Raw genomic sequence first — 22,811 nt, forward strand, 5'->3', positions numbered from 1 at the left:
CGGGCAAACTAAATTATAAACGAAGAGAAGAATAAAGATGGATCCTGTAATGTCGCTTTTAATTAGTGGTATCGTTGCCGCAATTATTTTAGTAATGTTTAACAAACAACAAGTTAGTAAAGTAAGTAACAACATTTATACAGATGATGTGCAACAGCTTTACCTGCTTACCGCTGCCGAATATAAAATCAACGCGTTGGAAAATCAGCAACAGCTTAGGCAGGGTACACCAGAAAACAAATCCACCGTTTTGTCAGACATCGAATTTGACATAGCACAACTGACCCAAGCCTTTAACGAAGGTAAAATTCAGTTAAATGAGCTAAATAGCAAACTCGATAACTTATTGGATAAATTCGGCGTTGATAGTGCCGAATTATCGCAGGCCTGCTAATTTACTTTACCCAAATAAAAAACGACTTGCTTTAAGCAGCGGGCTGTGTTTATTTTGCTTTTATCCTGTTATCTTATAACAACTACATACCCGGATAATTTCGCGTGCCCTTTTTGGGGCTCGATGATATAATAGTACGTTCCGGATGGCACAATACCGTTATTGTAATTCCCGTTCCAGGCCTGTTTATAATCTACCGATCTGAATACCGAAATACCATGACGGTTAAACACGTTTACTATGCATCCCGGATAATTTGCCAGCGCCGGTATGCTCCAGGTATCATTACGGCCATCGCCATTGGGCGTAAATGCATTGGGTATAACTATCGGCGCTATGATACAACCAGCTTCGGGCTTAAGGCTTATATCGATGATGTTTGATTGGGCCGGCGTGGGGGCAACACATTTGCCATACGTAGTCATAACACAATACACCTGGTCGCCATCAGCTAACATCTTAGTAGTATAAGTATCGCTGTTGCTTACCGGCGCGCTATTTAAATACCATAAGTACGTTGGCACACCGCTACCGGTTTGATAGTTTGCCGGTGTAGGTGTAAAAGTTATTTCTTTACCCTGGCATACAGGCATAGGCACTGATGCCGCTATAATAACCGTACTCACCTGAACAGGATCGGCAATAATATTTGCAACTTCAGATACCGGTGAGGAAACAGGTGTGCAACCATCGCTATTTACAACCACGCACGTTACTTTATCGCCCCCGGCCAACGTACTGGTGGCATACACACTGCCCGGATTATTAATTTGCTGCCCGTTTACCATCCATAGGTAAGTTGGGTTATTGCCCGCGTTAGTGGCCGTGGCGGTGAAAAAAAGCGCAGCTCCCGAACACGAGCCAACTGTCCCGTTCGGATTAATACTAACAGTTGGCAAAATAACCGGTTTTATCAGCACTTTAATTATGTTTGATTGAACAGGTGCAGGCGCAACACATTTACCATACGTAGTCATAAGGCAATATACCTCGTCACCGTCGGTAAGGCTATTAGTGGTATAAGTATCGGCACTGCCAACCAGAGCGCCATTCAAATACCAAACATAGGTAGGTAAGCCTTCAGATGTTTGATAATTGGCAGGCAACGGGGTAAAAGTAACCGTGCTGGCTGCACATATGGGTATAGCAACCGATGAACTAATGGTTACGGTACTTACCTGTACCGGTGTTATAATAATATTTGCCGGTGCCGATACCTGTGAAACAATTGGTGTGCAGCCATCATTGTTGATAACCACACAAGTTATCCTGTCGCCGTTGGCCAAGGTATTAGTGGTATAAGTTTTGCCGGCGTTGTTAACAACCGGCAAGCCGTTTAAAAGCCATTGATAAGTTGGATTAAGGCCTTCATTTACTGCTATAGCCGTAAACACAAAACTACCGCCCGAGCAGCCGCTAATGTCACCTGTCTTATCAATACTTACCGTTGGGGGGGCGGCGTCGGGCTTATAAGATACCCTGAGTGTATTTGACGTAGCTGGTGCACTGCAAAGCAAGTCCGCAGCCGTTACGGTACAGGTAACTGCGTCATTGGCCTGTAAAGTACTACTGTTGAAAACTGCGTTATCGGTTCCTGCATTTGCCCCGTTTACCTGCCATTGATATGCAGGATTGGCACCTGCATTGGCTGCCGTAGCATTAAAAGATACTAACTGACCGGCACACGGTATATTAACCTGGTTGATGACAACCGTTGGCGTTGCCGCGGGGTTAACTTTTATGGTAAAAGTAACCGGTTTACCGGCACACATTGAGCCTGTGGCAGAATTTGGTGTAACCGTTACAGTGGCGATTAAAGGCAGACTGGTTTTATTAATAGCTGTAAAAGATATATTTCCTGTACCGCCAGCCGGCAGGCCAATGGCCGGGTTATTATTTGTCCAGCTATAAACATCGCCGGTACCCGTAAAAACTATGGGCGAAGTTACCGCGCCTTCGCAATAAGGCTGCGGGTTTATAACCGGCTCAACTACTGGTAATTTATTTACCTGGGCGGTAAGCGGCACATTAACATTTTCTGCACCAACTGATGATAATATCAAATTGCCTGCATGTGTTGCGGCAGTCAGATTTTCTTTTAATTTCAGATAAAGTGTTATGGGCTTAACTTTATTGCTCTGCAATACCAGGAACATAAAATCATTATAACCCGCCGCAGGACTTGCGGAAACCTGGAAACCGGCCGGAGGCGCAACATCTATATTTGCAGTTAAATTTGTACCCTCAACCGTAAACTGCAAGTAAGGTGAAGGTGAGCCCTCGCAAATATTTATATCACCGGTTACTGCCGAAGCCGTAATGTTGCCCACAAATTCCCCTACTTCAATGTTTAGCGTAAAGCTGCTGCTCCCTCCGGCGTTGTAAGCTGTAACAACATAATCGGTAGCTGGCCATATCACTGTTGGCGTTCCAGTTATAATGCCCGTTTTAGGATCAAACACCAAACCTGTTGGCAGCGCCTTATCAATAGTGTAGCCAGTAGTTATTACTTTTTTTAAATAATTGCCGTCAAATTCAGATACAATCAAATTCCCATCGGGGCCCAAAGTTATGCCTGCCGGGCTACTAAAATAAACACCTGTTCCAACCCCACTCTGGGTGCCCCTTGGCCCTCCGCCTGCAATGGTAGTAACCACCTGGTCGGGGGTTATTTTCCTTATTGTACCATTACCCCGGTCGGCTACGTACAGGTTTCCAGATTTATCAATTGTGATACCGGTTGGGAAAGCAAACTTTGCTGCTGTACCCGTACCGTCGCCGGCACCAAATGTACCGCTGCCTGCAAAAGTTGTTACATCGCCAAAAGGGCTTACTTTTCTTATAACATTGCCTCCTTGTTCGGCAACATATAGGTTGCCTGCGGCATCAACCGCAATCCCTGCAGGCTGTTTAAAGCTTGCTGTATTGTATTTTCCATCCACGGTGGCTGCTGCACCGCTGCCCACAAACGTATATACATAGCCTGTAGGCGAAATTTTACGAATAAGGTTACTACCGTCAGATACATAAAGGGTGCCGGCAGCATCTATAGCTATGGCGTTCGGGTTTATAATACTGGCCGCTGTACCTTGTCCATCCTTGGGCCTTCCAATTAGCAAGCCGCCGGCAAATACGCTAATCGTTCCATCAGGTACTATCTTTAATATGTTATGCTTAGCATAATTAGCAACATACAAATTACCTGCCGCGTCCCTGGCAATACCATACGGAAGGTTAAATTTGGGCGAAGCAAAATTTGGCCCTCCCGGAATTCCGTCAGGCGCAAGGGTTGATACTATACCATCTGGCGTAATTTTACGGATACGGTAATTGTCGGCATCGGCAAGGTAAATATTGCCTTCGGCATCAGTCGTCATTCCATACGGCTCTGTAAACTGTGCCTGGTTGGCGTTGCCATCCTGCGCACCATGTAAACCGGTGCCGGCCAGCACATCGGTTTGGCCGTAAATGGTCGCAGGCACCTCGCCGCCGGTATTAGTTGGCTTCAACGCCGTTATAACCGTATTAATCTTGTAAACATTTGGTGTTGGATAACTGATATCCGGGGCCTGGCCAAAAGATATGATTGCCGTAAATAACAGCAAAACTAAAATAGCCGATACTTTTACAGACGCCTGCACTTGTTTAGGCTAATTTGTAAAACAACCAAAGCACTAAGGGCTTATAAGTGCCAAATTTAAAAGATTTGTATAGGTTAGGCATATAATATAATTTAAATATGAAAGCCAAAGAAATTGGTATTATAAGTAATACTAAATTAGGCATTTATCTATCAGATAATCAAATTTAAAACCTTGCATTTAAACAAGAAAAACAGGGCGGGCTTAACCCCAATTTTCGGACGCAAAAAAGCCGGACATAGCCCGGCTCATATCTAAAAAAAGAATAAATTTTAAAGCTCTTAGTTGCGCCTGAAACCGCCTTTGCCTCCGCCAGTGTTGCCACCGCCGTTAAAACCAGGCCCTTTGTCTTCGGCTATGTTAACTGTAATCCTGCGTCCATAATAACTTGCGCCATTCATACACCTTATCGCTTCCTTCGCTTCGTTATCGTTCACCATCTCTACAAACCCAAAACCCTTACTCTCTTTTGTTTCGCGGTCTTTAATGATCCTGAGCGATTTAACCGGCCCAAAATCACCAAAAACTGCTGTTAATTCGGCCTCATCTACTTCTAAAGGAAGCCCTGCAATAAATACTTTCATCAATGTCTTTAAAATTTGCATAAAGGTACAAAAAATAAGGGGTATTTTACCCGCTACCTTTGTAAATAGCTTGGTTGCAACGGCTTTTTTACCTTTAAATTACGCAAGCAATATTAACTCACAATATAAATAAAGGCTATTAAAAGAAATGATAATTATTTAAGCTGGAGCTCGAAACTGCCTTCTACCCGATAAAATGGCGAGTTTTCTTTATCGTCTTTGGCCAAAAAGGTAAAGAATGTACCTTTTGCTATCATATTATCCTTGTTGTATTTATCAATAGTTATCTTGCCCGAATCATCCTTGCCAACAAATTTGGTTAGCGTGTATTGCAGCAGTGGCTTTTTTTCATCAACCGTAAACAAAAACTGGCTACCGGCAACCTTGCTATTAATATTGGCGGAGGCAAAACCTTCTGAGCTTATTCCAAAACTCATGGTATGCGCCTTGTTGATGGCTGTAATGCCAAAATACTTGTTATCGCCGTTATGTACGTTGATGAATGCTATCGAATCTGTTGCGGCATCAAAAGTATAGGTAGAATCCTCTATGGTTACTTTTAATGTTCCCTTTCCGGCCAAAAAATTACCCGGGTTATTAATAATACCTAAGGCTGTGCTATCAGCAGCCGTTGCCGGTTTGGCAGTCTCCATATCCTTAACACTCTCATCTTTCTGACATGATGAAACCACCACCGAGATAAGTAAAGCATATAAAACAAACCATTTAGTAAACCGGATGCTATTCATTAGGTTATTTGATGCATAAAGCTAACAATAAAAATTCTAAAAATTTATCAACCGGAATTAATTTAGTAAATATTTAACTTTTTTTAACGCCCATATGATACATAAACACCGCTACGATATTATTTTTCGGAATATTATAAATTATGCCCATATTTAACTAACAAACACCCTTAAAAAGCTTTGGGGTGGGGCGTTAAAAAACTTCGCCTACATTAATGAACAATCCCCTGGAACCCTGCCTGCCGAAGCCATAATCAATGGCGATATTTGTTTTTGATACTTTATTAAGCTTGATACGCAAGCCCGGTCCATAGCCAGGTTGTGGTGCCTGCAATCCAGTACCTGGCCCGGCAGAAAACGACTGGCCATTTACAAACAATACACCGCCCAATAAACCGTTACGGATAATTTTAAACCGATACTCCCCTTCAAGATATATCATCTGGGCGCCGCGAAAACGGCCCTGGATATAGCCACGACCGGTAGTAAAATTTTGATCGTTGGCGGTTGAAGGCAATTCCAGGTAAGCCGGCCGGCCATTAAGTATCAGCCAGTTGTATGACCATATGGCAAAAACATTTTCTGAATTGCCGGGTAAATGATAGTACTTTCTGATATCAATAATAAGCGAACGCCAGGGCCTTGTGCTACCCAAAAAAGTAAAATTATCCCGGTAGGTTATTGCTGTATAAAAACCCCGCGCCGGGTTTATAGAATTATCGCGGCTATCAAATAGTGCATTAAATGTTAAACCGGTTGATATAGCGCGCGGTACCGGGCCATATTTTTCATAATCGGATACGCCGCCATTTAACTGGCCTTTTTCCTGCATGTTCCAGCGGTCGTCAAAAATATAGCCCAGGCCGGCAAAAAAGTTGCCGCCAATATTACGCAAAACCGTTTCATTAATCCTGAAAAAAGAGAAATCAAGCGGATTTTCGTTTACCATGTTTGAATGGCTGCCTAAACCAAAGGTGCTCTGTGGGTATTTAAAATACCTTAAATCGCTGATAATATTAAATTGGTTATTCTTTGTCCAGATGCTGGCCAGCAGTGGTACAATAACTTGTTTTTTTTGAGTATAGGCCGGGTTTATGGTGATGGTAGAGATGCGGGCCTTTGGCGCTGTGCGAAAAGCAATGTTGCCGGATATGGTAGCCGCCAGGGATGTTTGCAATGTGTAGCCGAAAGCCGGCAAAATAGAAAGTACAGGTTTTGTGCCGATGGAATCGACTTTTGCATTTTTATCGGCCTTAACAAAAACTGAGCTGATAACGTCGATAATATCCTTTTCATTGGCCGTATCAGCCGGAGCGGCAACAATAGTATCTTTAAGCTTGGAGTGCCCAAGCGGAATATACCTTTTATCCTGCGCGTATAATACCGAGCAACCAAACAGCAGGACAATGAGCGCAAAACTAAAAGTGAATATTTTGCCAGGCATTATTATTTGGCATTTTAAAGTTTGGTAAAATTACAAGTATAGCATAATTATACCATTTACCTATTTATATCAATTTAAATACCAGGGCTTTTATTGCGCCTTCAACCTTGGGTCGAAAGTAAATTTGTTTACGCTGCGAATTTTTATTTTTTCAAAATCCGGGTGGGCCGGGTTAAGCAGGTAATTATATTCCAGGTCAATAATTGCCGATGGTACTTTTAAAATCGCGGTTTCCATTTTATGCAGCCATTCATCGCCCAGCTGTTGGGTAATGGGGTAATTAATCACCTTGGCCCATTGTTCGTTGAGTTTGGTAAGTTGGCTGATCGTTATTTCGGCAATGGGTAGTTTATCCGGAACCTCGATAATGATCACCGAAAAATTGCCGCTTTGTAATGATGTACCTACCGAATGGGCAAGTTTTTCCAAACAGGAAAGCGCCAGGGAACCACCCGTGTAAATAACATACTGGCCCGCCGAGTTCCATCGCCCGTCGATACCCGACCCTTTGCGGTCATAGGCATATTTGGTTTGGCTTATGCGGTAGGTGAGCAAGTTTAATTATTGAATTATCGATTTACTGAATTATTGATTTACTGAATTGTTAATTATTGATTTAGTCGGATTATCTAAATTTGAGGCAACCATGCAAAATCAGTAATTCACTAAATCGATAATTCTATAATTAATTAAGCCAAAACCCCGTAATCAATACGGATAAGCTGGGCTATCACAATGTTGATACCGGTGATGGTATCGAGCAAATCAAAGGGGATGGCATCAATGCCGGGGTTGTAATGCTTTAACCAGCTTTTAAATTCATCAAGCGTGCCAAAGGTATCAAGGCCTTTATTAAAAAGTTCAAAAAGCTGGATAATGTGCTCGCTCAGGCCCTGGTTTAAATCCCTTGAACCCTGGATGTGTTTACGCAGGGTTGGCTCGGTGATATCAAGCCATTTGGCAACATCAATTTGCGTTGCGCCCGTAACACGAATTAAATCGGTGAGGGCGGCAGATTGCAAACCGTGTTTTATGGCACCAAGCTTGGCCAGTGGCGATTTAAAATAAGTTTCGTAAGGCACAAACAAATCATGTAACATAAATGCCGATGCATCATGTTCAGGTATTACATACGGTTTTGAAGGCACCTGCTTGGCGCTTGTTGTGGTATACTGCCCTTTTACTGATTTCATACACAAATGTAATTATTTTCTTTTTAAAAAGAAAATAATTTAGTTCACTTTAGTTCATTGGTTCACTGGTTCATTAGTTCATTGGTAAACGCGGGCGTAACGAATACAGGGCTTTAAACTCTCGCTGCCGAACTCCCTGCCTGTTATACCACCAGACAGGACCAATGAACTAATGAACCAGTGAACCAATGAACTTATTTACTAATTATTTTGCTAATTTTTTTGGTAAATTAAAAAATAATCCTTACATTTGATTCTACTTTATGCCAATCGGCATTTTAAACATAACAATGAAAACTTCTTATAAATTCAAAAACGCCCAACAGTTGGGCGAGTTGATAGACGATTATTTTTTATACATTAAAGGAGAGTATGAATTAACGCAGCCAAAAGGACGATCAGCAAAATCAATTCAGAAAATTTATAGCCGTGAACCAGAATTCCCTACCATTAGCAGCCTGGCTTTATTCCTGGGATTTGATAGTATGAAAGACTTTAAGCAATATGAAGGGATGCGACACTATTCAAAGTTTTTCAATCATGCCAGGCTGCGTATTGAAGCCGCATACCAGCAATTACTTTTTGAAAAACCAACCGCTACCATATTCGCACTGAAAAGCATGGGCTGGAATGACAAGCCAGGAGCAACTAAAACATCAACCGAAACCCACAAAACCCTCAAAGTCGAGATGACCAGCACCGGCCCGAAACCTGCATCTACCGAAAAGGAAGTGGATGTTTTAATTTGAGGATTTTTCGAATTTGAAAATTTGAGGATTTGAAAATTTGAAAATTTGAAAATTGATTGCCTGCCATTCAATGACCAATGACAGCACAGCGAAATGACCAATGACTAATGACAGCGAAGCGAAATGACCAATGACAGCGAAGCAAATGACTAATGACCAATTAACCAATGACCCCAAATTTGAAGTATCTATCCTGTTTGGGCAAAATTACAATACCGATGCCCATGTTGTGGTAAACCAGGGCGGCACAAGCTCGGGTAAAACCTACGCCATTGGGCAGGTGCTGTTTTGTATAGCTTGCCAGGCGCCAAAACAGGTTATAACCATAGTAGGCCAGGATATTCCCAACTTAAAAGCAGGCGTGCTGCGCGATGCGTTAAGTATTTACAATAGCTCGGTTGTGTTACAAACAGCGGTAAAAAGCTATAATAAAAGCGACCGGATATTTGAGTTCCATAACGGCACTTTAATCGAATTTAAAAGCTATGCCGATCCGCAGGACGCAAAATCGGGCAAGCGCGATTACCTGTTTATAAACGAAGCCAATGGCATAAGCTACGCGGTTTATGCCGAGCTGGCCTTGCGCACCCGCAAACGTATTTATATAGATTATAACCCCAACAGCACCTTTTGGGTACATGAACAGGTAATAGGCAGGCCGGGAGTGCAAACCATCATATCCGATCACAGACATAACCCCTTTTTGGATGATACTGTCAGGGCCAAAATAGAATCGTTAAAAACCGAGGATATCGAATTATGGAAAGTGTATGCCCGGGGCCTTACCGGTAAAATATCCGGGCTCATATTCCCCAACTGGTATGTTTGCGAACAAATTCCGCCCGAAGCCAGGTTAATTGCCACCGGCCTGGATTTTGGTTTTACCAACGACCCAACCGCCTGCCTGCAGGTTTACCTGCAAAACGGCGAACTATGGATACATGAATTGATATACCAAACCGGGCTCACCAATACCGATATAGCCACCAGGCTGAAAGCCGAAGGCGTAAGCCTTAAAACCGAAATTATTGCCGATAGCGCCGAGCCAAAATCGATAGAAGAATTTAAGCGCATGGGCTGGTACATCACCGGGGCAAAAAAGGGTGCCGATAGCATCAATAATTCTATTGACATACTTAAACGGTATAAAATAAACGTAACCCGCGCCAGCGTCAACCTGCGTAAGGAGCTCGACCGCTATAAATGGCGTGTTGACCGCAGCGGCAAAACCATCAATGAAGCTGTAGATTCCTACAACCACTTGATAGATGCCCTTAGATATGTGGCTTTAAATAAACTGGCAATAAACAACCGCGACAACAAATTAAGATCGAGGCTGCCGTATAACCCTAAAATAACCAGCCGCAGCATGTTTGATGAACTAATCGGCTCACGTTTTTAACCGACCATTAAAACACCTCCTTCAGGGGGCTAACCAATAACACTATCCCTGTAAATTAACCAATCAAAAACTCCCCCTTCAGGGGGCCGGGGGGCTCATTATGATAGAAAAAACACTAAAAACAACTACGGGCAAACTGCCCATCAAAATCCCCACTCAATTAAGCGATGTCACGCTTGGGCAAATGATGGCCATGCAGGCCAAACCAAACTTAAATGATATTGAAGCCATCAGCATTTTATCGGGCATACCCGTCAGCGAGCTTCAGCAGGTAAAAGATGCCAATGATTTTCTTGTTTTTACTGATAGCGTACTGGCATTGGCTTACCAGATCAAATATCTGTACAACAGCGACGTGATACCCAAACAGATTAGTTTCCTGCTGCCCGGCGAAAACCGGCCAAAAACGGTAAAGGTGTTAGATAACTTATCGGTTGAGCCGGCAGGCGCTTTTATGGCCGCACGGGAAATTATTGCCGATGAGGTAAACAACCACATTAAAAAATTTGGCGAAGAGGACTGGAAAGAAAACTTTAACCCATCATTAAACGCCTGTTGCCAGGTACTGGCCCACTATTTTTATTGCCGGGCAACAGGCAAACCCTATAACGAATACCAGGCCGAAGAATTTAGCAACCATATAAAAAACATGCGGGTAACGGAGGCACTGCCCATCTCTATCCTTCAACAGGAAGTGCGGGAACTAAAAGATAATAAAAAATCGTGACCATGAAGTGGACGCAAAATAACACATGTCCATTTTTATTAAAAAAATGAACATGTGTTGAACATAGTTTGCTGTAACTATAATTTCAGATTATCCAGCCGGGAATAAATCTCGAGCATAGCGGCCTGGTCTATCAATGATTTTACCTTTTTAGGGCCTAAAAGGTTTTGATCATCTTTTTCCTGGGCCCAGATACGGTTGGCATCGTTTATCATGAACTGCAATTGGGCTTTGTTTTTGTCCACTTTATACAATTCAATGTATCCCCTAAGCAGTACGGCGTTAAACCAGTAGTTGCCCGGTAAGCGGCCGTTCGGGTAAAAATGTTGTTCGGCAGCTTTGGCCACATTTTGTGCATCATTGAGATACCTTTTGTTTCTGGTAATATTATATAGCATCACACCCGATTGAAGCATTGTCCCTGCATTGTAAGTATAATAAGCCGAATCCACTTTCATCGATGGTACCCTCACTGCGTCGTAATAAACGCCATTAGATGATAACAAATGTTTTTTTGCCCAATTGTAAGTTACGATTGCGGTATCCAAATAGGCTTTTTGATGGGTAGCCTGGTATAATTGCAACGCCACCAATATAGCCGGACCATTAGAACAGGTGTTTTTCCCTTTTTTATCGCCCTCTACCCAATAAAAGCCACCGCCACCAACCATATCATGGCCCGATAACAGGAAGCGATAAATCATCTGAGAAGTTTCCAGGTAATCCTTTTTATGATTGCGCGCATAGGCATCCATCAAGGCGATGGCAATCCATTCGTTATCATCATAAAAACGTGAATCAACTTCTTCTTTAACTACCATAGCCTGGTAAGCCGGCACCGGCTGCCTGGCAGAATAGTACTGATCAATAGCTTTCATAACGGGAGCTATGTGATTTTTTGAAGGGTTGCCAGCCTCCATTTCATTAGCGGCCTGCACCATTGCGCACAGGGGCCACAAAAAGGAGTGATTACCTTTATTGGCCGCACTATCATTGGTTTCGAAGTACAGATTTGCCTTGGCATCGTAAAACCCATCATAGACGTTTTTATTAATGATGGCAATACGTTCTTTATAACTGGCAGTAGTTTGAGCGGTAGCATTCAAAACTATTGCCAGGCAAAAGCTGATGGTTAATATTATGTTTTTCATAGGTATATGCAGGGTGATAGAAAATATCTTCCGGTATGAATTCCGGAAGATATTTTCAAAATTAAAACTTACCATCGGCTTTTAAGGCTGCGGCAGCTTCTATCATCATTACGCCACTTAATTGTGTGGTTAAATCTGTGGTGCCCGATGGCAGGCTTTTCCAGTCGGGACTTACAAAAAGCGCCGGCCGGCTAATGCCTTTGGTGTATAAAGTTTGGGCATTAAATTTCAAAAATTTAACAAAGGCATCCCTGTCGGTCGAGCTTACAGCCGGCTCTTCAATCAGCAAAGTAAGATACCTCACCAAAATACCTTTAAACAACCCTCCGTCGCCCTGTCCTTCTGATTTCAGTAAACCACCCGGCGAAATATCCGTGTCATTAATGGTAGCTTTGGCATTGCGTACGGCGTCGGCAAGGTAATCGGCATTATTAGTCACATGGTAAAGTTCAAGCGCGGCCCCCATATAAACACCCTGATTATAGGTGAATTTATTCTTGCTGATTTGCCCGTCGTGGTTTCCATTAATGCCATCCCAAATTATCCCGTTCGAAGGGTCAACCAGGGTGGCGTTCAGCCAGGTGTAAAGACTTTTTGCTATTGTAAGGTCCGCATCGTTCTTTTTTAAAGCATACAAACGGCAGGCAAATATAATAGCGGGCGCGTTGGCGGGGGTATTCTTATAATCCAGCTGCGATTTGCGCCAGGCTATACCACCGCCCTGGTTGGTGTTTTGGCCGGTTTTAATATCCGTCCAAAGGGTATTTGCTGCATCCAGGTAATCGTTATCATTGGTAGCCTCATAAGCCCGCAGGCTTGCAAGCGCCAGCCACTCCATATCGTCATAATATTCGTTTTGATATTTATTACCGTTGGTAACGCGGGTACCATTTAACAACGATTTCATTCGTTGTTTATAAACGTCGTTTTTGGTACGTAAAAAGGCATCGGTAAAAATATCCAGCGTATGTGCCTGGGGCCAGTAGTTATAATTGGTATTACCTGCGTTATTTTGCACAAAATAATTTCCATTTGCCGATAGATAGGTGCTGTAAGTTTTTTCCTGCAATGAGTCGGCAGTAGCAGCATATTTATAATCAACGGTTGCCGTTTTATTGTTAGGATAAAGCGGAAAAGGCTTATCCTTTAAGCATGATGTGAGCACAAGCGGTATCAATGCTGCAAATGCCCATTTCTGTATATGTTGGGTTATGATCTTCATAAATTTTATTTTAAATTCTGTACCGGTAAAATGATGCCGATACAGAATTGATGGTTTATTTATTACTTAACGGTAACAACATGGGTATATGCAGGTACGTCTGCGCTCCAGATAATTTTAATATCCGCTTTACCATTATCGGCACGGTGATCAAATTTAAAGCAGTAATCATATTGCGAATTGTTAACCGGCACCATATAATAATAGGATGCGGCAGTGGTTGCGGTAGCCGGGCTGTTATCTGAATTGGTACTGCCATAGTACTGCGTTGATGTTGTTCCTGCAGCATCTTTAAGCGTAAACATAAACTTGTAACGCTCATCCCTGCCCCATGATTCCTGGTGGAAAACGATGGATGCGTTATCAATTTCCCAACTGCTGCCACCAACGTATGGCAGGTTAAACCAGATTTTATTATCAGCAGCAAACCATAAACCTACCGATACAACTTCTGTCATCGATGCCGATGCTGTAGTAAAATCAACCACTACCCGCTCAACTTTGGTAGCGCCTGCAATGGTAGTGCTGCCATCCTTTAATAGTTTAACGCCATCAATAGAATAAGTTGCTGGTGTCCCTGTGTTGCGTTCGGCAAAATGAAGTGTTCCTGCTTTTAATGAAGTATATGCTTCAAAAACGCCGGTTGATATTTGTTTTAAATGTATGGCCTTGCTTAAGTCATCACCACCTTCGGTTGCTGTTCCTGTAATATACAAATCGGCAGGAATTTCGCTAAATCCAGGCGCGCGCTGCACTTCAATAGTGCGCGATAAACTACTTTTTTGTACGTTGATCCCTTTTGACGACATTACCGTCCATTTTAATTTACCGGTTTCCTGCGGTTGGATACCTGCCAGATCGGCAATTTTGTTCAGGTCTTTAAAAGAGATGGTTAGCTTGTTGTATAAGCCATTGCCATCAGATGGCATGGTATAAATCGGCTTGGAAAAATCGCCGGTTGTTTTATCAAATGCTACTTCATACATCACCAGGCCATTATCTTCGGCCTGTGCCTGCTCCCATTCAAACGATGCCGAACCGGAAGCTGGCTCAAGTTTTATGAATTTGTTATCAACAGGCGCAAAAAAGTTTTTTACTGCCGATACCTGCGTGTGGTTAAGGGTTTTATCCTTTTTACAGCCAGATACAATTATTAATGCCAATATGCCTGCCATCAGGCAGAAAGTAATTTTTTTCATGATCTTAATTGATTATAATTTCTTTATAAATAATTATTGAACTACCAACCTGGATTTTGTGTAAGATTTGGATCCACAGCACGTTCGTCTCTCGGAACCGGCCATAAATAGGCTTTGCTTTTATCAAAACTGCGCAAATCGGCCCTGATGTATCCGTTATCTACAGAAGCCGGCCCGAATTTGGCACCATGCGACCAGCCGTTTAATACTACTTCGGCAGTTTTCCACCGGCGGATATCAAAAATGCGTAAGCCTTCCATAGCCAACTCGGTACGACGCTCGTTTCGAACAATGGTACGCAGATCGGCCTGGGGAGCGCCACTGAAAGTAAGCGCGGCGGGGTCGGTAAAACCGGCACGGCTCCTTAAAGCTTTGATAGTTTTATCCCATACGCCGCCATCCAACTGGCCCAATTCATTTTTAGCTTCAGCATACATAAGTAAAACATCAGCATAACGAATGAGGATAAGGTTTAAACCCGACTGGAAATTTACGGCAGATGTAGGGTCGTAATATTTGCGGATGTAATAACCTGTTGGCGAACTCACTTTACCGGGTGCATATTCATCCAGTTTATCCGTACCAGGATCAGATCCGGGTTTGGTATAAATGGTTTGGGTACTGCCATCCGGTTTTTTCCATTTGTATAAGTTATAAACTACCGTATTAGTCATCCTCGGATCGCGGTTTACGTACGGATTGTTCTCGTCGTAGCCAGATCCTGCGTCGGTAATCTTTTTACCATTGGCCATCAGGTAGCTATCAACCAGTTCCTGTGTTGGGGCAAGGGCATTAAGGCGGGCACCAACTGCAAGTGGGGCAAAATCAAAAAACTGGCTGTATGTTTTAATAAGCGGTACAAATTCAAGGTCGAGGATTACTTCGCTGTTATACTCGTTTTGCGGTAAAAACACGCCTTCGTACGATGGGAACAGGCTATAGGTGCCATTGCTGTTATCATTTATCAACTTTTCGCAGGTTGTTGCTATATCCTGCCAGCGGCTGTCATAAAGATAAACCCTTGCTTTAAGCGCAATGGCAGCGCCTTTGGTAATACGCCCCCTGTCTGCAGCGGCATAAGCTGTGTTTACCGGTAATGCAGCGGCTGCATCGTCCAGTTCCTTCAATACAAAATCAATCACCTGCGCTTTTGGCGTACGGGCAATGGTTTTGGCATCGGCTATCGAAATATCCTTATCAAACAACGGTACATCGCCAAACCAGGTAGCCAGCTGAAAATAATGATAAGCACGAATAAATTTAGCCTCGGCCTTCATGCGGGCTTTAAGGGCGGCGTCCATTGAGGTTACCCTGTCCACATTCTCTAAAAAAATATTACAGGTTTTGATACCTGAATAATGATATTGCCATTCCTCTTTAATACGCCCCAGCGAAGGATCATAAGTTCCGGCTGCAAGTGACGCCACTCCATTGGCGTCGCCGCGGCCATTGTACGCATTGTCGGATGCGCCTTCATTGTAAAAGAAATAATCTGAGCGAAACATTTGCGAATACGCGGTATTTAATACGCTGTTCGCTTTTTCGGTAGTTGTCCAGAAGTTGATATCGGTAAATTTATTTACCGGTGCCAGATCGAGCTTTTTACAGGCTGAAACCATAACAGTTAACAGGGCTATAAAAAACACGGTTCTATATGTCGTTAATTTCTTCATCTATAATAAATTATAATGTTACATCAATACCAAACCCATAATATATCGGCGTTGGATAGGCCCTGCCGCTATTAGCACCCCGAGCCTGTACATTACCATCAAACTCCGTCGACTCAGGGTCAAGGAATTTTATGCCCGAAAAGGTGAGGATGTTTTGACCTGAAACGTAAGCCCTTACTTTATGAGTGCCTATGGCCTTAGCTACGCTTTGCGGTAACGAATAACCCAGCGTTACGTTTTTAACGCGCAGGTACGAACCATCAAAAATGTACATATCAGATCCGCGCCTGAAATTATTGGTATTTGATTGACTGCCGGCAGCTGCCAGACGCGGATAACGGGCATCAGGATTTTGAGGTGTCCAGTAGTCCAGTTGGTGCTGATAGATCACCTGCGAATAGTTGAAATGGAAGGGCTCAACTTGTTCGCCACGAACAAACATGCTGCGTTTGCCTACGCCCTGCATAAACAGGTTGAAGTCAAAGCCCTTGTAAGTTACGTTATAGGTAAAGCCAAATGTTAAACGCGGGAAACCATTGCCTAAAACAAACCTGTCGTTATCATCAATAACCCCATCCTTGTTAACGTCCACGTAACGGTTATCGCCCGGCGAAACAGTTAAACCGGCAGGTTTTGGCCCGTTAACAATATCGTTAAGGTTTTGGAAATAGCCATCGCGTTTTAAACCAACGTATGAGCCAATCGGCAGGCCAACTTTGTTAATAACCTGCAATTCGTCGTAGGTTTTAATCTGATCGCCACCTTCAAGCGATAATACTTTATTTTTAGTATCGGCTACGTCAAATGAAAACGAATGGTTAAAGTTTTTGCCTGATAAGCGGTAGTTAACAGTCAGTTCCCATCCCCTGTTTTGCACCTTACCGGCGTTATAATCGGGCAGTCCGGCGCCAAACACACCTGGCACTATTGGTGGCAGCAAAATATCCTTTGTTACTTTATTAAAATAATCGGCAGATATGGTTAGGGTGTTTTTTAAAAAGCCCGCATCTATACCCGCATTAAATGTGGCAGCACGCTCCCAGCGAATATCCGGATTGGCAAATGATATGGCTGCGCCGCCAACGCCGGCATTATTAAAGCCATAAGCATTCTGGAATGGGCCGTAAGTACGTTGATATTGGTAATCGCCAACGTTCTGGTTACCCAAAATACCGTATGATGCGCGCAACTTTAAATCGCCATAGTTATCGCGGTAGCTTTGCATAAAATTCTCTTCGGTAACGCGGTAACCTACCGATCCCGATGGGAAGAAAGCGTTGCGGTTTTTTGTATTAAACTTTGATGAGGCGTCTATCCTGAAATCAAACTCACCATATATCTTATTCTGATAATTATAACTTGCTCTTCCAAAAGCAGAGTTCAAACTCGTTTCTGTGGTGTTATTATTGGTGTTTGACGATGCAGGGTCAATTATGGTACCTGTTGTAGGCGTACCCAACTCTGGGTCGGTATATTTCAGGTAAAGGCTGTTGCCCTGGTTAGTTGTCGATTCATTGGCCACTCCCACCAGCACATCTACGTTATGCGATTTATTGAATGTTTTGGTATACTGTGCAATTACCTGTGTATTTAAAAACAGGTTCTTGTTGTTCTCATCATTCGTATTCCTATCTGCACCGTATGTACCTTTCGGGAAATAATCAACTTCTATCACCCTGCCAAACATGTGGTTTGATAATAGCGTACCCCCGAAAACACCTTTCAACTTAAAGTCTTTGGTAATGGCCAACTCGGCATTTAAATTACCGAAAATGTTGTCGTTGTCACGCTTGCGGTAGCCGCCTGCTTCTAAAATCCCAAGTGGGTTAAATTCTGTTAATACATCATTGGTCAAATACCGTCCCTGGTCGTCTTTAATTTTATAATAAGTTGGCGTTCTGCCGGCATCAACTATAAGGGTTGATGTGTTGTAAGAATGCTCTTTAATTTCGGTACGCGAATAAGACAGGATACTGGTCAGTTTCAATTTACCATATTCGGTGCTCAGGTTCATGCGGTAATTGTAACGGCGCAAGCCATAGTTAGGTCCAACAAGGTTACTCCGTTGATCTGTCACTCCGGCCGAAACCAGGTATGATGATGAGGAATTACCACCAGTTAGCGCCAGGTTATGGTTTTGCAGCACGGCATTTTTTAAAATGGCATCTAAAAACCATTGCTGATCGCCTGCCTGTTGAAAATTTCGGATATCCTGCGGGCTGTAAATTGGCTGCAAACCTGCATTTACCACGGCCTCGTTCCTAAGGATGGCGTTTTCATAGCTGTGAACTGGCTTATAACCCACATGTGGTTCCTGTACACCGCCCTGCCCGTTGTAGGTAAGCTGGGTGTTGGAGTTCTTCTTTCCCTTTTTGGTAGTAACCAATATCACACCATTTGCCGATCGTGAACCGTAAATGGCCGCGCTGCCGGCGTCTTTCAAAACTGAGACACTTTCAATATCCTGCGGATTAAGCAGGTTAATGTCACCGCCGGTAATACCATCTATAACTACCAGCGGGCTGTTATCGCCTAAAGTACTTACACCACGAATGTTAATGTTTTGATAAGCACCAGGCTCGGAGTTAGTTTGCTGGATGATAAGATTGGGCGATGTGCCCTGCAAAGCCTGTGTTAAATTTACGGATGGTTTGCCTTCAATAGCTTTTGATGAGATCTGATCGACCGCGCCTATAATATTGGCCCGTTTTTGTGTGCCATAACCAATCACAACTACTTCGTTTAATGAAGTACGCTCGGGCGATAGCTGCACGTTAAAGGTAGTTTGATTATTTACCGGCACGTCCTTTGGTGTGTAACCAATAAAGCTGAATACCAGTACATCGTCGCTGCCTACGTTAGGCAAAGTAAAAGTTCCGTCTACACCGGTAATGGTGCCGGTGGTAGTTCCTTTTATTTTGACGCCAACGCCAGGAAATGGCTGACCTGTTTCGTCGGTTACTTTACCTGTAATTTTAATGGGGACCGGCGGGGCCTGCTGTATGCCGCCTGTGCTGCTTTCTACCTCGGCTTTTTCATCAATAACAATTACGTCATCAATAATTTTATAGCTAAGGTTAAATGGAGTTAACACCTTATTAAGCACAGTTTTGATGCTTTCATTTTTGGCATTCAAAGTTACCCTGAAATCCGGCTTTAGCACATTATCCGCATAGGCAAATTTAATATGTTTATCGGCCGAGATCTTATCGAGTGCGTCGGTAAGCCTTGCGTTCTTGAGCTTCAGCGTAACCGAAATCTCCAAAAAGCGTTGGCCAAATGAATCATTTGCTACCGCCGAAAGGCACATGAAGCAAACAACAAAGCAGGCGAGCGAGGTAAATTTCATTAATATTAATACATAACGAACTACTCCATTTGAAAATAGAGATATATTCATAGATTTGAGATAATTAAAGTGTTTGAAATTGAGTGCTTTGTTCTGAATTGGACCTCGAAACGTTGCACTTATTAATACGCTGCATTTTAGTAACCCTGTTCAAATCCCTTTGATCAGGGTTTTTTGTATGTATTTATGTTGTCATGCTCTTCTATTTAGGTTAGCTAATAATTGGTTATATTTTGGATGAATTGGTTTATTTTATTGGTTAACAGCCTTTGCCTTTAAGACGGTAGCCGCCCTTATCCTGTATGGCTTTACCTTTAACAATTTTTGATAAAACCTTCATTACGGTTTCTAACGATTTATTGGTCAGGTCGGCTGTTATTGAACATCTCACAAGATTGATATCTACGTCAACTTTAACATTGAAGCGATGCTCAATTGTACTTATAACCTCCGGCAGTGGCATCCGTTTAAATACCAGGTCGCCGTTTTTCCACCTAACCAATATATCAACGTCAACCATTTGGGTTTTAACGACCTGGTTATTATCCTTGTTAAAAATTACTTCCTGGGCAGGAGTTAAGAAAACGGTTTGCGATTTTTTGGCATTGTTAGCCGCCGCTATTACCCCTACCTTACCGCTCAACACATCTACCTTCACAAAATGATCTTCGGGATAGGCTTTTATATTGAAACTTGTACCCAACACCTGGGTGCGTACAGCGCCGGTATGAATAATGAATGATTGATGATCATCATGCGCTACATCTAAAAAAGCTTCACCTGTTAAAGTGATCTCACGGCGGTCGCCACGGAATTTATCGGGATAAGTAAGTTTACTGCCGCCGTTGAGCCATATCTTGGTTCCATCGGCAAGGGTTATATTAACAATTTTGCCGTTGGCCGCTGCAATTTGCCTGGTAGTTATTGGCGAAACGTAATCAAGTATATTATTGCGGTATATATAAGCCGACAAGCACAAGCCTGCCAGTAGCGAAGCCGCTACCAGCCATTGTTTTTTAAAGGTTTTGATTTTGCCGCCGTCAATTTGCGCGGTAATGCGGCCATATACTTTGTCGCTGTTAAATTCAACACCATGATCGTTTGCTTCGGGTAATTTTCCCAAATCCAAATCATCAAAATACCGATTTACGATTTCCTCCTGCAAAGATTGATCTTTCGCAGAAACTTGTTTTCTCCTGAAATTAAACTTTCTCATGGTTTATATATGCAGGATGCATTGAACATGTCCTACCCCCCAAAGCAGCTGAATTTTTTTTTGAGAAATTTATTTCAACGTGTAAAAATCTAACTACAACAAGTCAAAGTGCCGCCTATTATCACATCTTATTCCATAAAAACCGAACCTGTTGGCACAACATCCGCGTGCGAGAACGAGCGAAGAAAGCCCGATTTATATTCGGCCAGGTTTTGTTTGTGATTTTGCGCTTTAATGCTCTGGTACAAACCCAGTAACGACCAGCCATTGCCAGGGTTGCGCACCAGGTCGGCCCGGTAAACCTGCTCCGCCCGGATATTATCATCGTTTTTTAAAAGGTAAGCTCCTAAAAATTGCCTGGCGGGGATGGGCCATTGGGCAGGCTCGGAGTAAATCATGTGATCTTCAACCGCTACGGCTTTGTTAAAGCTGGCTATACCGCTTTCATATTTATTTTGTGCCAATAAAATCGCACCTTCCAATATATTTTCGGCTATGGTAGCGCCTTCAAACGGTGTATTAAAAGGGATATCTCTTATTTTTAATACCGGGGCATTAATTTTATCACGTATTAACCCCAGCTGGCTATTTGCAGAATCCGGCCTACCGGTATAAATAAAGGCCAGTCCTTTTGCAAAATCATGGAGTACTTGCGCGTAAGTCCAATCGGCGGCCGGCGGGTTATTATCCTTCAATATTTCCTCCCATTTACCAAGGCGTACCATCGTGAGCACGGGCATCATATATAAATACTGAGCATAACTATCTGTAGTTGTTGGCTTAACGCTATTGCGGCAACGCAGGGCAACTTCCCGCGCCTTTTCGTACATCCCTCCGCTAAAGGCGCAGTAGGTTTCTACAGCGTACACATGAGGGATTGACTTGGCAAGGGATAGATTCTTCACCATCGAGGCATACAAAATGGAACTTTTGCCCGACTTTTCGTTGGCATCTACCCCCTGAAAATATAGCCCGTTCCGTTGATAAACATGGCTTGCCATATGTACCATGTGCCCTACCGCCGGGAAAAGCCGCTTTAAGGCTTCGGCACTGAACATAGCCGTTTCGGGGTTATGGGATGCTTCTGTAAGATGAATATAATAATGCAACGCGGCCGGGTTATCCGGTTTTGCTTTCAATACGCCTTTACATAAATCCACCAGTTCGGGCGTCCATTCTTTGGCCAGTCCATCAGTAGTCCAAAAATCCCAGGGATGTATCAGCATCATGGCATCTATATATAACATTTTTATGTCCGCGTCATCAGGATATGCCGATACCAGTTCCCGCATGCCTTGCGCATAAGCCTTTTCATCATAATTAGTATGATCTTTTACCAACGGGTATCTCAGGTTCATGACACTGATAAGTGCTTTTTCTTTCTCAGACGCGCTACCGGCAGTTGTATTTAACCGTTTTAAAACGCCGGATAGCGCTTGCGGCACTTTATAAAGGAGAACCGCGTTATAGTAAGGCCCCATAGTTAAAGCCTGGCCCCAATAAGTCATTGGCGAAGCCGGGTCAAACCGGGCAGCTTCTTTAAATGATGCCAGCGCTTCCTTCATATGATAGCTATAATACATGGTTAAGCCCTGGTTAAAATAAAACTGAGCGCTATCGTTATGGGTTGATATGGAGTAGCTATAATCGCCCCGTCCGGGTAGTCTTATCATGTATTTTCCATCGGCCGCAGTATCGATATTGGTGGCAGCAAATGATCCACAGGTAACCGGGTAGCTTTTCTTTATAGTTTTTTCACCGGTTGAATTATGCAAATTGAACGCAAGCAAACAGGTCCCCGTTAATATAACAGGGAACACCACAAAAAGCGATACCTTTTTCATTGTAGTTTTTTTAACAGACGTGAACTATAAACAGGCAACCGGTAAAGTTTGTAATTGGAGGCCGATAAAAAGCCGGGCTGCTATCGGTACTAACAAATTTAAATAATAGTTTTTAAATACCCGCCGGATGAATAATCCCTACCAGGGCAAACGCATCTAATTGGGTTAACACAACTTAACACATTTCAAATAAAATACCAATAAGTACCTAATAATCAATTTATTATATTTTATCATGGTTAACACTAAACTGATAGCACAATTTAGGTGCATC

At 43.0% G+C, this 22,811-nt stretch carries 17 protein-coding genes; 4 read left to right on the forward strand and 13 right to left on the reverse strand.

Going from position 1 to position 22,811, the window contains the following annotated elements; translation table 11 throughout:
• Positions 1 to 49: 49 nt before the first annotated feature.
• Positions 50 to 394 (forward strand): hypothetical protein, encoded by a 345-nt coding sequence (locus ACFGVS_RS12005; protein WP_439698793.1) that lies wholly within the window; start codon positions 50 to 52, stop codon positions 392 to 394.
• Between the two features lie 68 nt (positions 395 to 462).
• Here ACFGVS_RS12005 and ACFGVS_RS12010 read toward each other — a convergent pair whose 3' ends face one another.
• The 6 genes from ACFGVS_RS12010 to ACFGVS_RS12035 form a co-directional block, all read right to left on the reverse strand.
• Complete coding sequence (locus ACFGVS_RS12010; protein WP_439698794.1) at positions 463 to 4,035, reverse strand: gliding motility-associated C-terminal domain-containing protein; 3,573 nt, start codon at positions 4,033 to 4,035, stop codon at positions 463 to 465.
• A gap of 281 nt (positions 4,036 to 4,316) precedes the next feature.
• On the reverse strand, positions 4,317 to 4,619 hold the full coding sequence (locus tag ACFGVS_RS12015; protein ID WP_090651108.1) for an RNA recognition motif domain-containing protein: 303 nt from the start codon (positions 4,617 to 4,619) through the stop codon (positions 4,317 to 4,319).
• A 155-nt stretch (positions 4,620 to 4,774) separates the two neighbouring features.
• Positions 4,775 to 5,368 (reverse strand): hypothetical protein, encoded by a 594-nt coding sequence (locus tag ACFGVS_RS12020; protein ID WP_439698795.1) that lies wholly within the window; start codon positions 5,366 to 5,368, stop codon positions 4,775 to 4,777.
• A 193-nt stretch (positions 5,369 to 5,561) separates the two neighbouring features.
• Positions 5,562 to 6,812, reverse strand: a complete 1,251-nt coding sequence (locus ACFGVS_RS12025; protein WP_439698796.1) for a hypothetical protein — start codon at positions 6,810 to 6,812, stop codon at positions 5,562 to 5,564.
• Positions 6,813 to 6,902: 90 nt separating this feature from the next.
• Entirely contained in the window at positions 6,903 to 7,367 is a 465-nt protein-coding gene (locus ACFGVS_RS12030; RefSeq protein WP_439698797.1) for an RES family NAD+ phosphorylase, read from the reverse strand.
• A 134-nt stretch (positions 7,368 to 7,501) separates the two neighbouring features.
• Positions 7,502 to 8,005: an antitoxin Xre/MbcA/ParS toxin-binding domain-containing protein gene (locus ACFGVS_RS12035; protein ID WP_439698798.1), complete on the reverse strand. Its 504-nt coding sequence runs from the start codon at positions 8,003 to 8,005 to the stop codon at positions 7,502 to 7,504.
• A 290-nt stretch (positions 8,006 to 8,295) separates the two neighbouring features.
• Here ACFGVS_RS12035 and ACFGVS_RS12040 point away from each other — a divergent pair, with 290 nt between their 5' ends.
• The 3 genes from ACFGVS_RS12040 to ACFGVS_RS12050 all read left to right on the forward strand — a co-directional run bounded on the left by ACFGVS_RS12040 (position 8,296) and on the right by ACFGVS_RS12050 (position 10,883).
• Entirely contained in the window at positions 8,296 to 8,754 is a 459-nt protein-coding gene (locus ACFGVS_RS12040; protein ID WP_439698799.1) for a hypothetical protein, read from the forward strand.
• Between the two features lie 145 nt (positions 8,755 to 8,899).
• Positions 8,900 to 10,156 (forward strand): PBSX family phage terminase large subunit, encoded by a 1,257-nt coding sequence (locus tag ACFGVS_RS12045; protein ID WP_439698800.1) that lies wholly within the window; start codon positions 8,900 to 8,902, stop codon positions 10,154 to 10,156.
• 100 nt (positions 10,157 to 10,256) lie between these two features.
• Positions 10,257 to 10,883, forward strand: a complete 627-nt coding sequence (locus ACFGVS_RS12050) for a hypothetical protein (RefSeq protein ID WP_439698801.1) — start codon at positions 10,257 to 10,259, stop codon at positions 10,881 to 10,883.
• 77 nt (positions 10,884 to 10,960) lie between these two features.
• Here ACFGVS_RS12050 and ACFGVS_RS12055 read toward each other — a convergent pair whose 3' ends face one another.
• From ACFGVS_RS12055 to ACFGVS_RS12085, 7 genes are all read right to left on the reverse strand, one after another.
• Complete coding sequence (locus tag ACFGVS_RS12055) at positions 10,961 to 12,034, reverse strand: glycoside hydrolase family 76 protein (RefSeq protein WP_439698802.1); 1,074 nt, start codon at positions 12,032 to 12,034, stop codon at positions 10,961 to 10,963.
• A gap of 61 nt (positions 12,035 to 12,095) precedes the next feature.
• A complete protein-coding gene (locus ACFGVS_RS12060) occupies positions 12,096 to 13,256 on the reverse strand; it encodes a glycoside hydrolase family 76 protein (protein ID WP_090651134.1) in 1,161 nt (386 codons plus the stop codon).
• Positions 13,257 to 13,318: 62 nt separating this feature from the next.
• Complete coding sequence (locus ACFGVS_RS12065; RefSeq protein ID WP_439698803.1) at positions 13,319 to 14,455, reverse strand: SusE domain-containing protein; 1,137 nt, start codon at positions 14,453 to 14,455, stop codon at positions 13,319 to 13,321.
• Between the two features lie 41 nt (positions 14,456 to 14,496).
• The gene (locus ACFGVS_RS12070) at positions 14,497 to 16,128 is read right to left on the reverse strand and encodes a RagB/SusD family nutrient uptake outer membrane protein (RefSeq protein ID WP_439698804.1); all 1,632 of its coding nucleotides are present in this window, start codon (positions 16,126 to 16,128) and stop codon (positions 14,497 to 14,499) included.
• A gap of 10 nt (positions 16,129 to 16,138) precedes the next feature.
• A complete protein-coding gene (locus tag ACFGVS_RS12075; RefSeq protein WP_439698805.1) occupies positions 16,139 to 19,477 on the reverse strand; it encodes a TonB-dependent receptor in 3,339 nt (1,112 codons plus the stop codon).
• A 259-nt stretch (positions 19,478 to 19,736) separates the two neighbouring features.
• The gene (locus ACFGVS_RS12080; RefSeq protein WP_439698806.1) at positions 19,737 to 20,693 is read right to left on the reverse strand and encodes a FecR family protein; all 957 of its coding nucleotides are present in this window, start codon (positions 20,691 to 20,693) and stop codon (positions 19,737 to 19,739) included.
• A gap of 128 nt (positions 20,694 to 20,821) precedes the next feature.
• Positions 20,822 to 22,537, reverse strand: coding sequence for a hypothetical protein (locus ACFGVS_RS12085; protein ID WP_439698807.1), 1,716 nt, complete (start codon positions 22,535 to 22,537; stop codon positions 20,822 to 20,824).
• Between the last annotated feature and the right edge of the window lie 274 nt (positions 22,538 to 22,811).

The organism is Mucilaginibacter sediminis (assembly GCF_051903035.1).
Taxonomy (GTDB): domain Bacteria; phylum Bacteroidota; class Bacteroidia; order Sphingobacteriales; family Sphingobacteriaceae; genus Mucilaginibacter.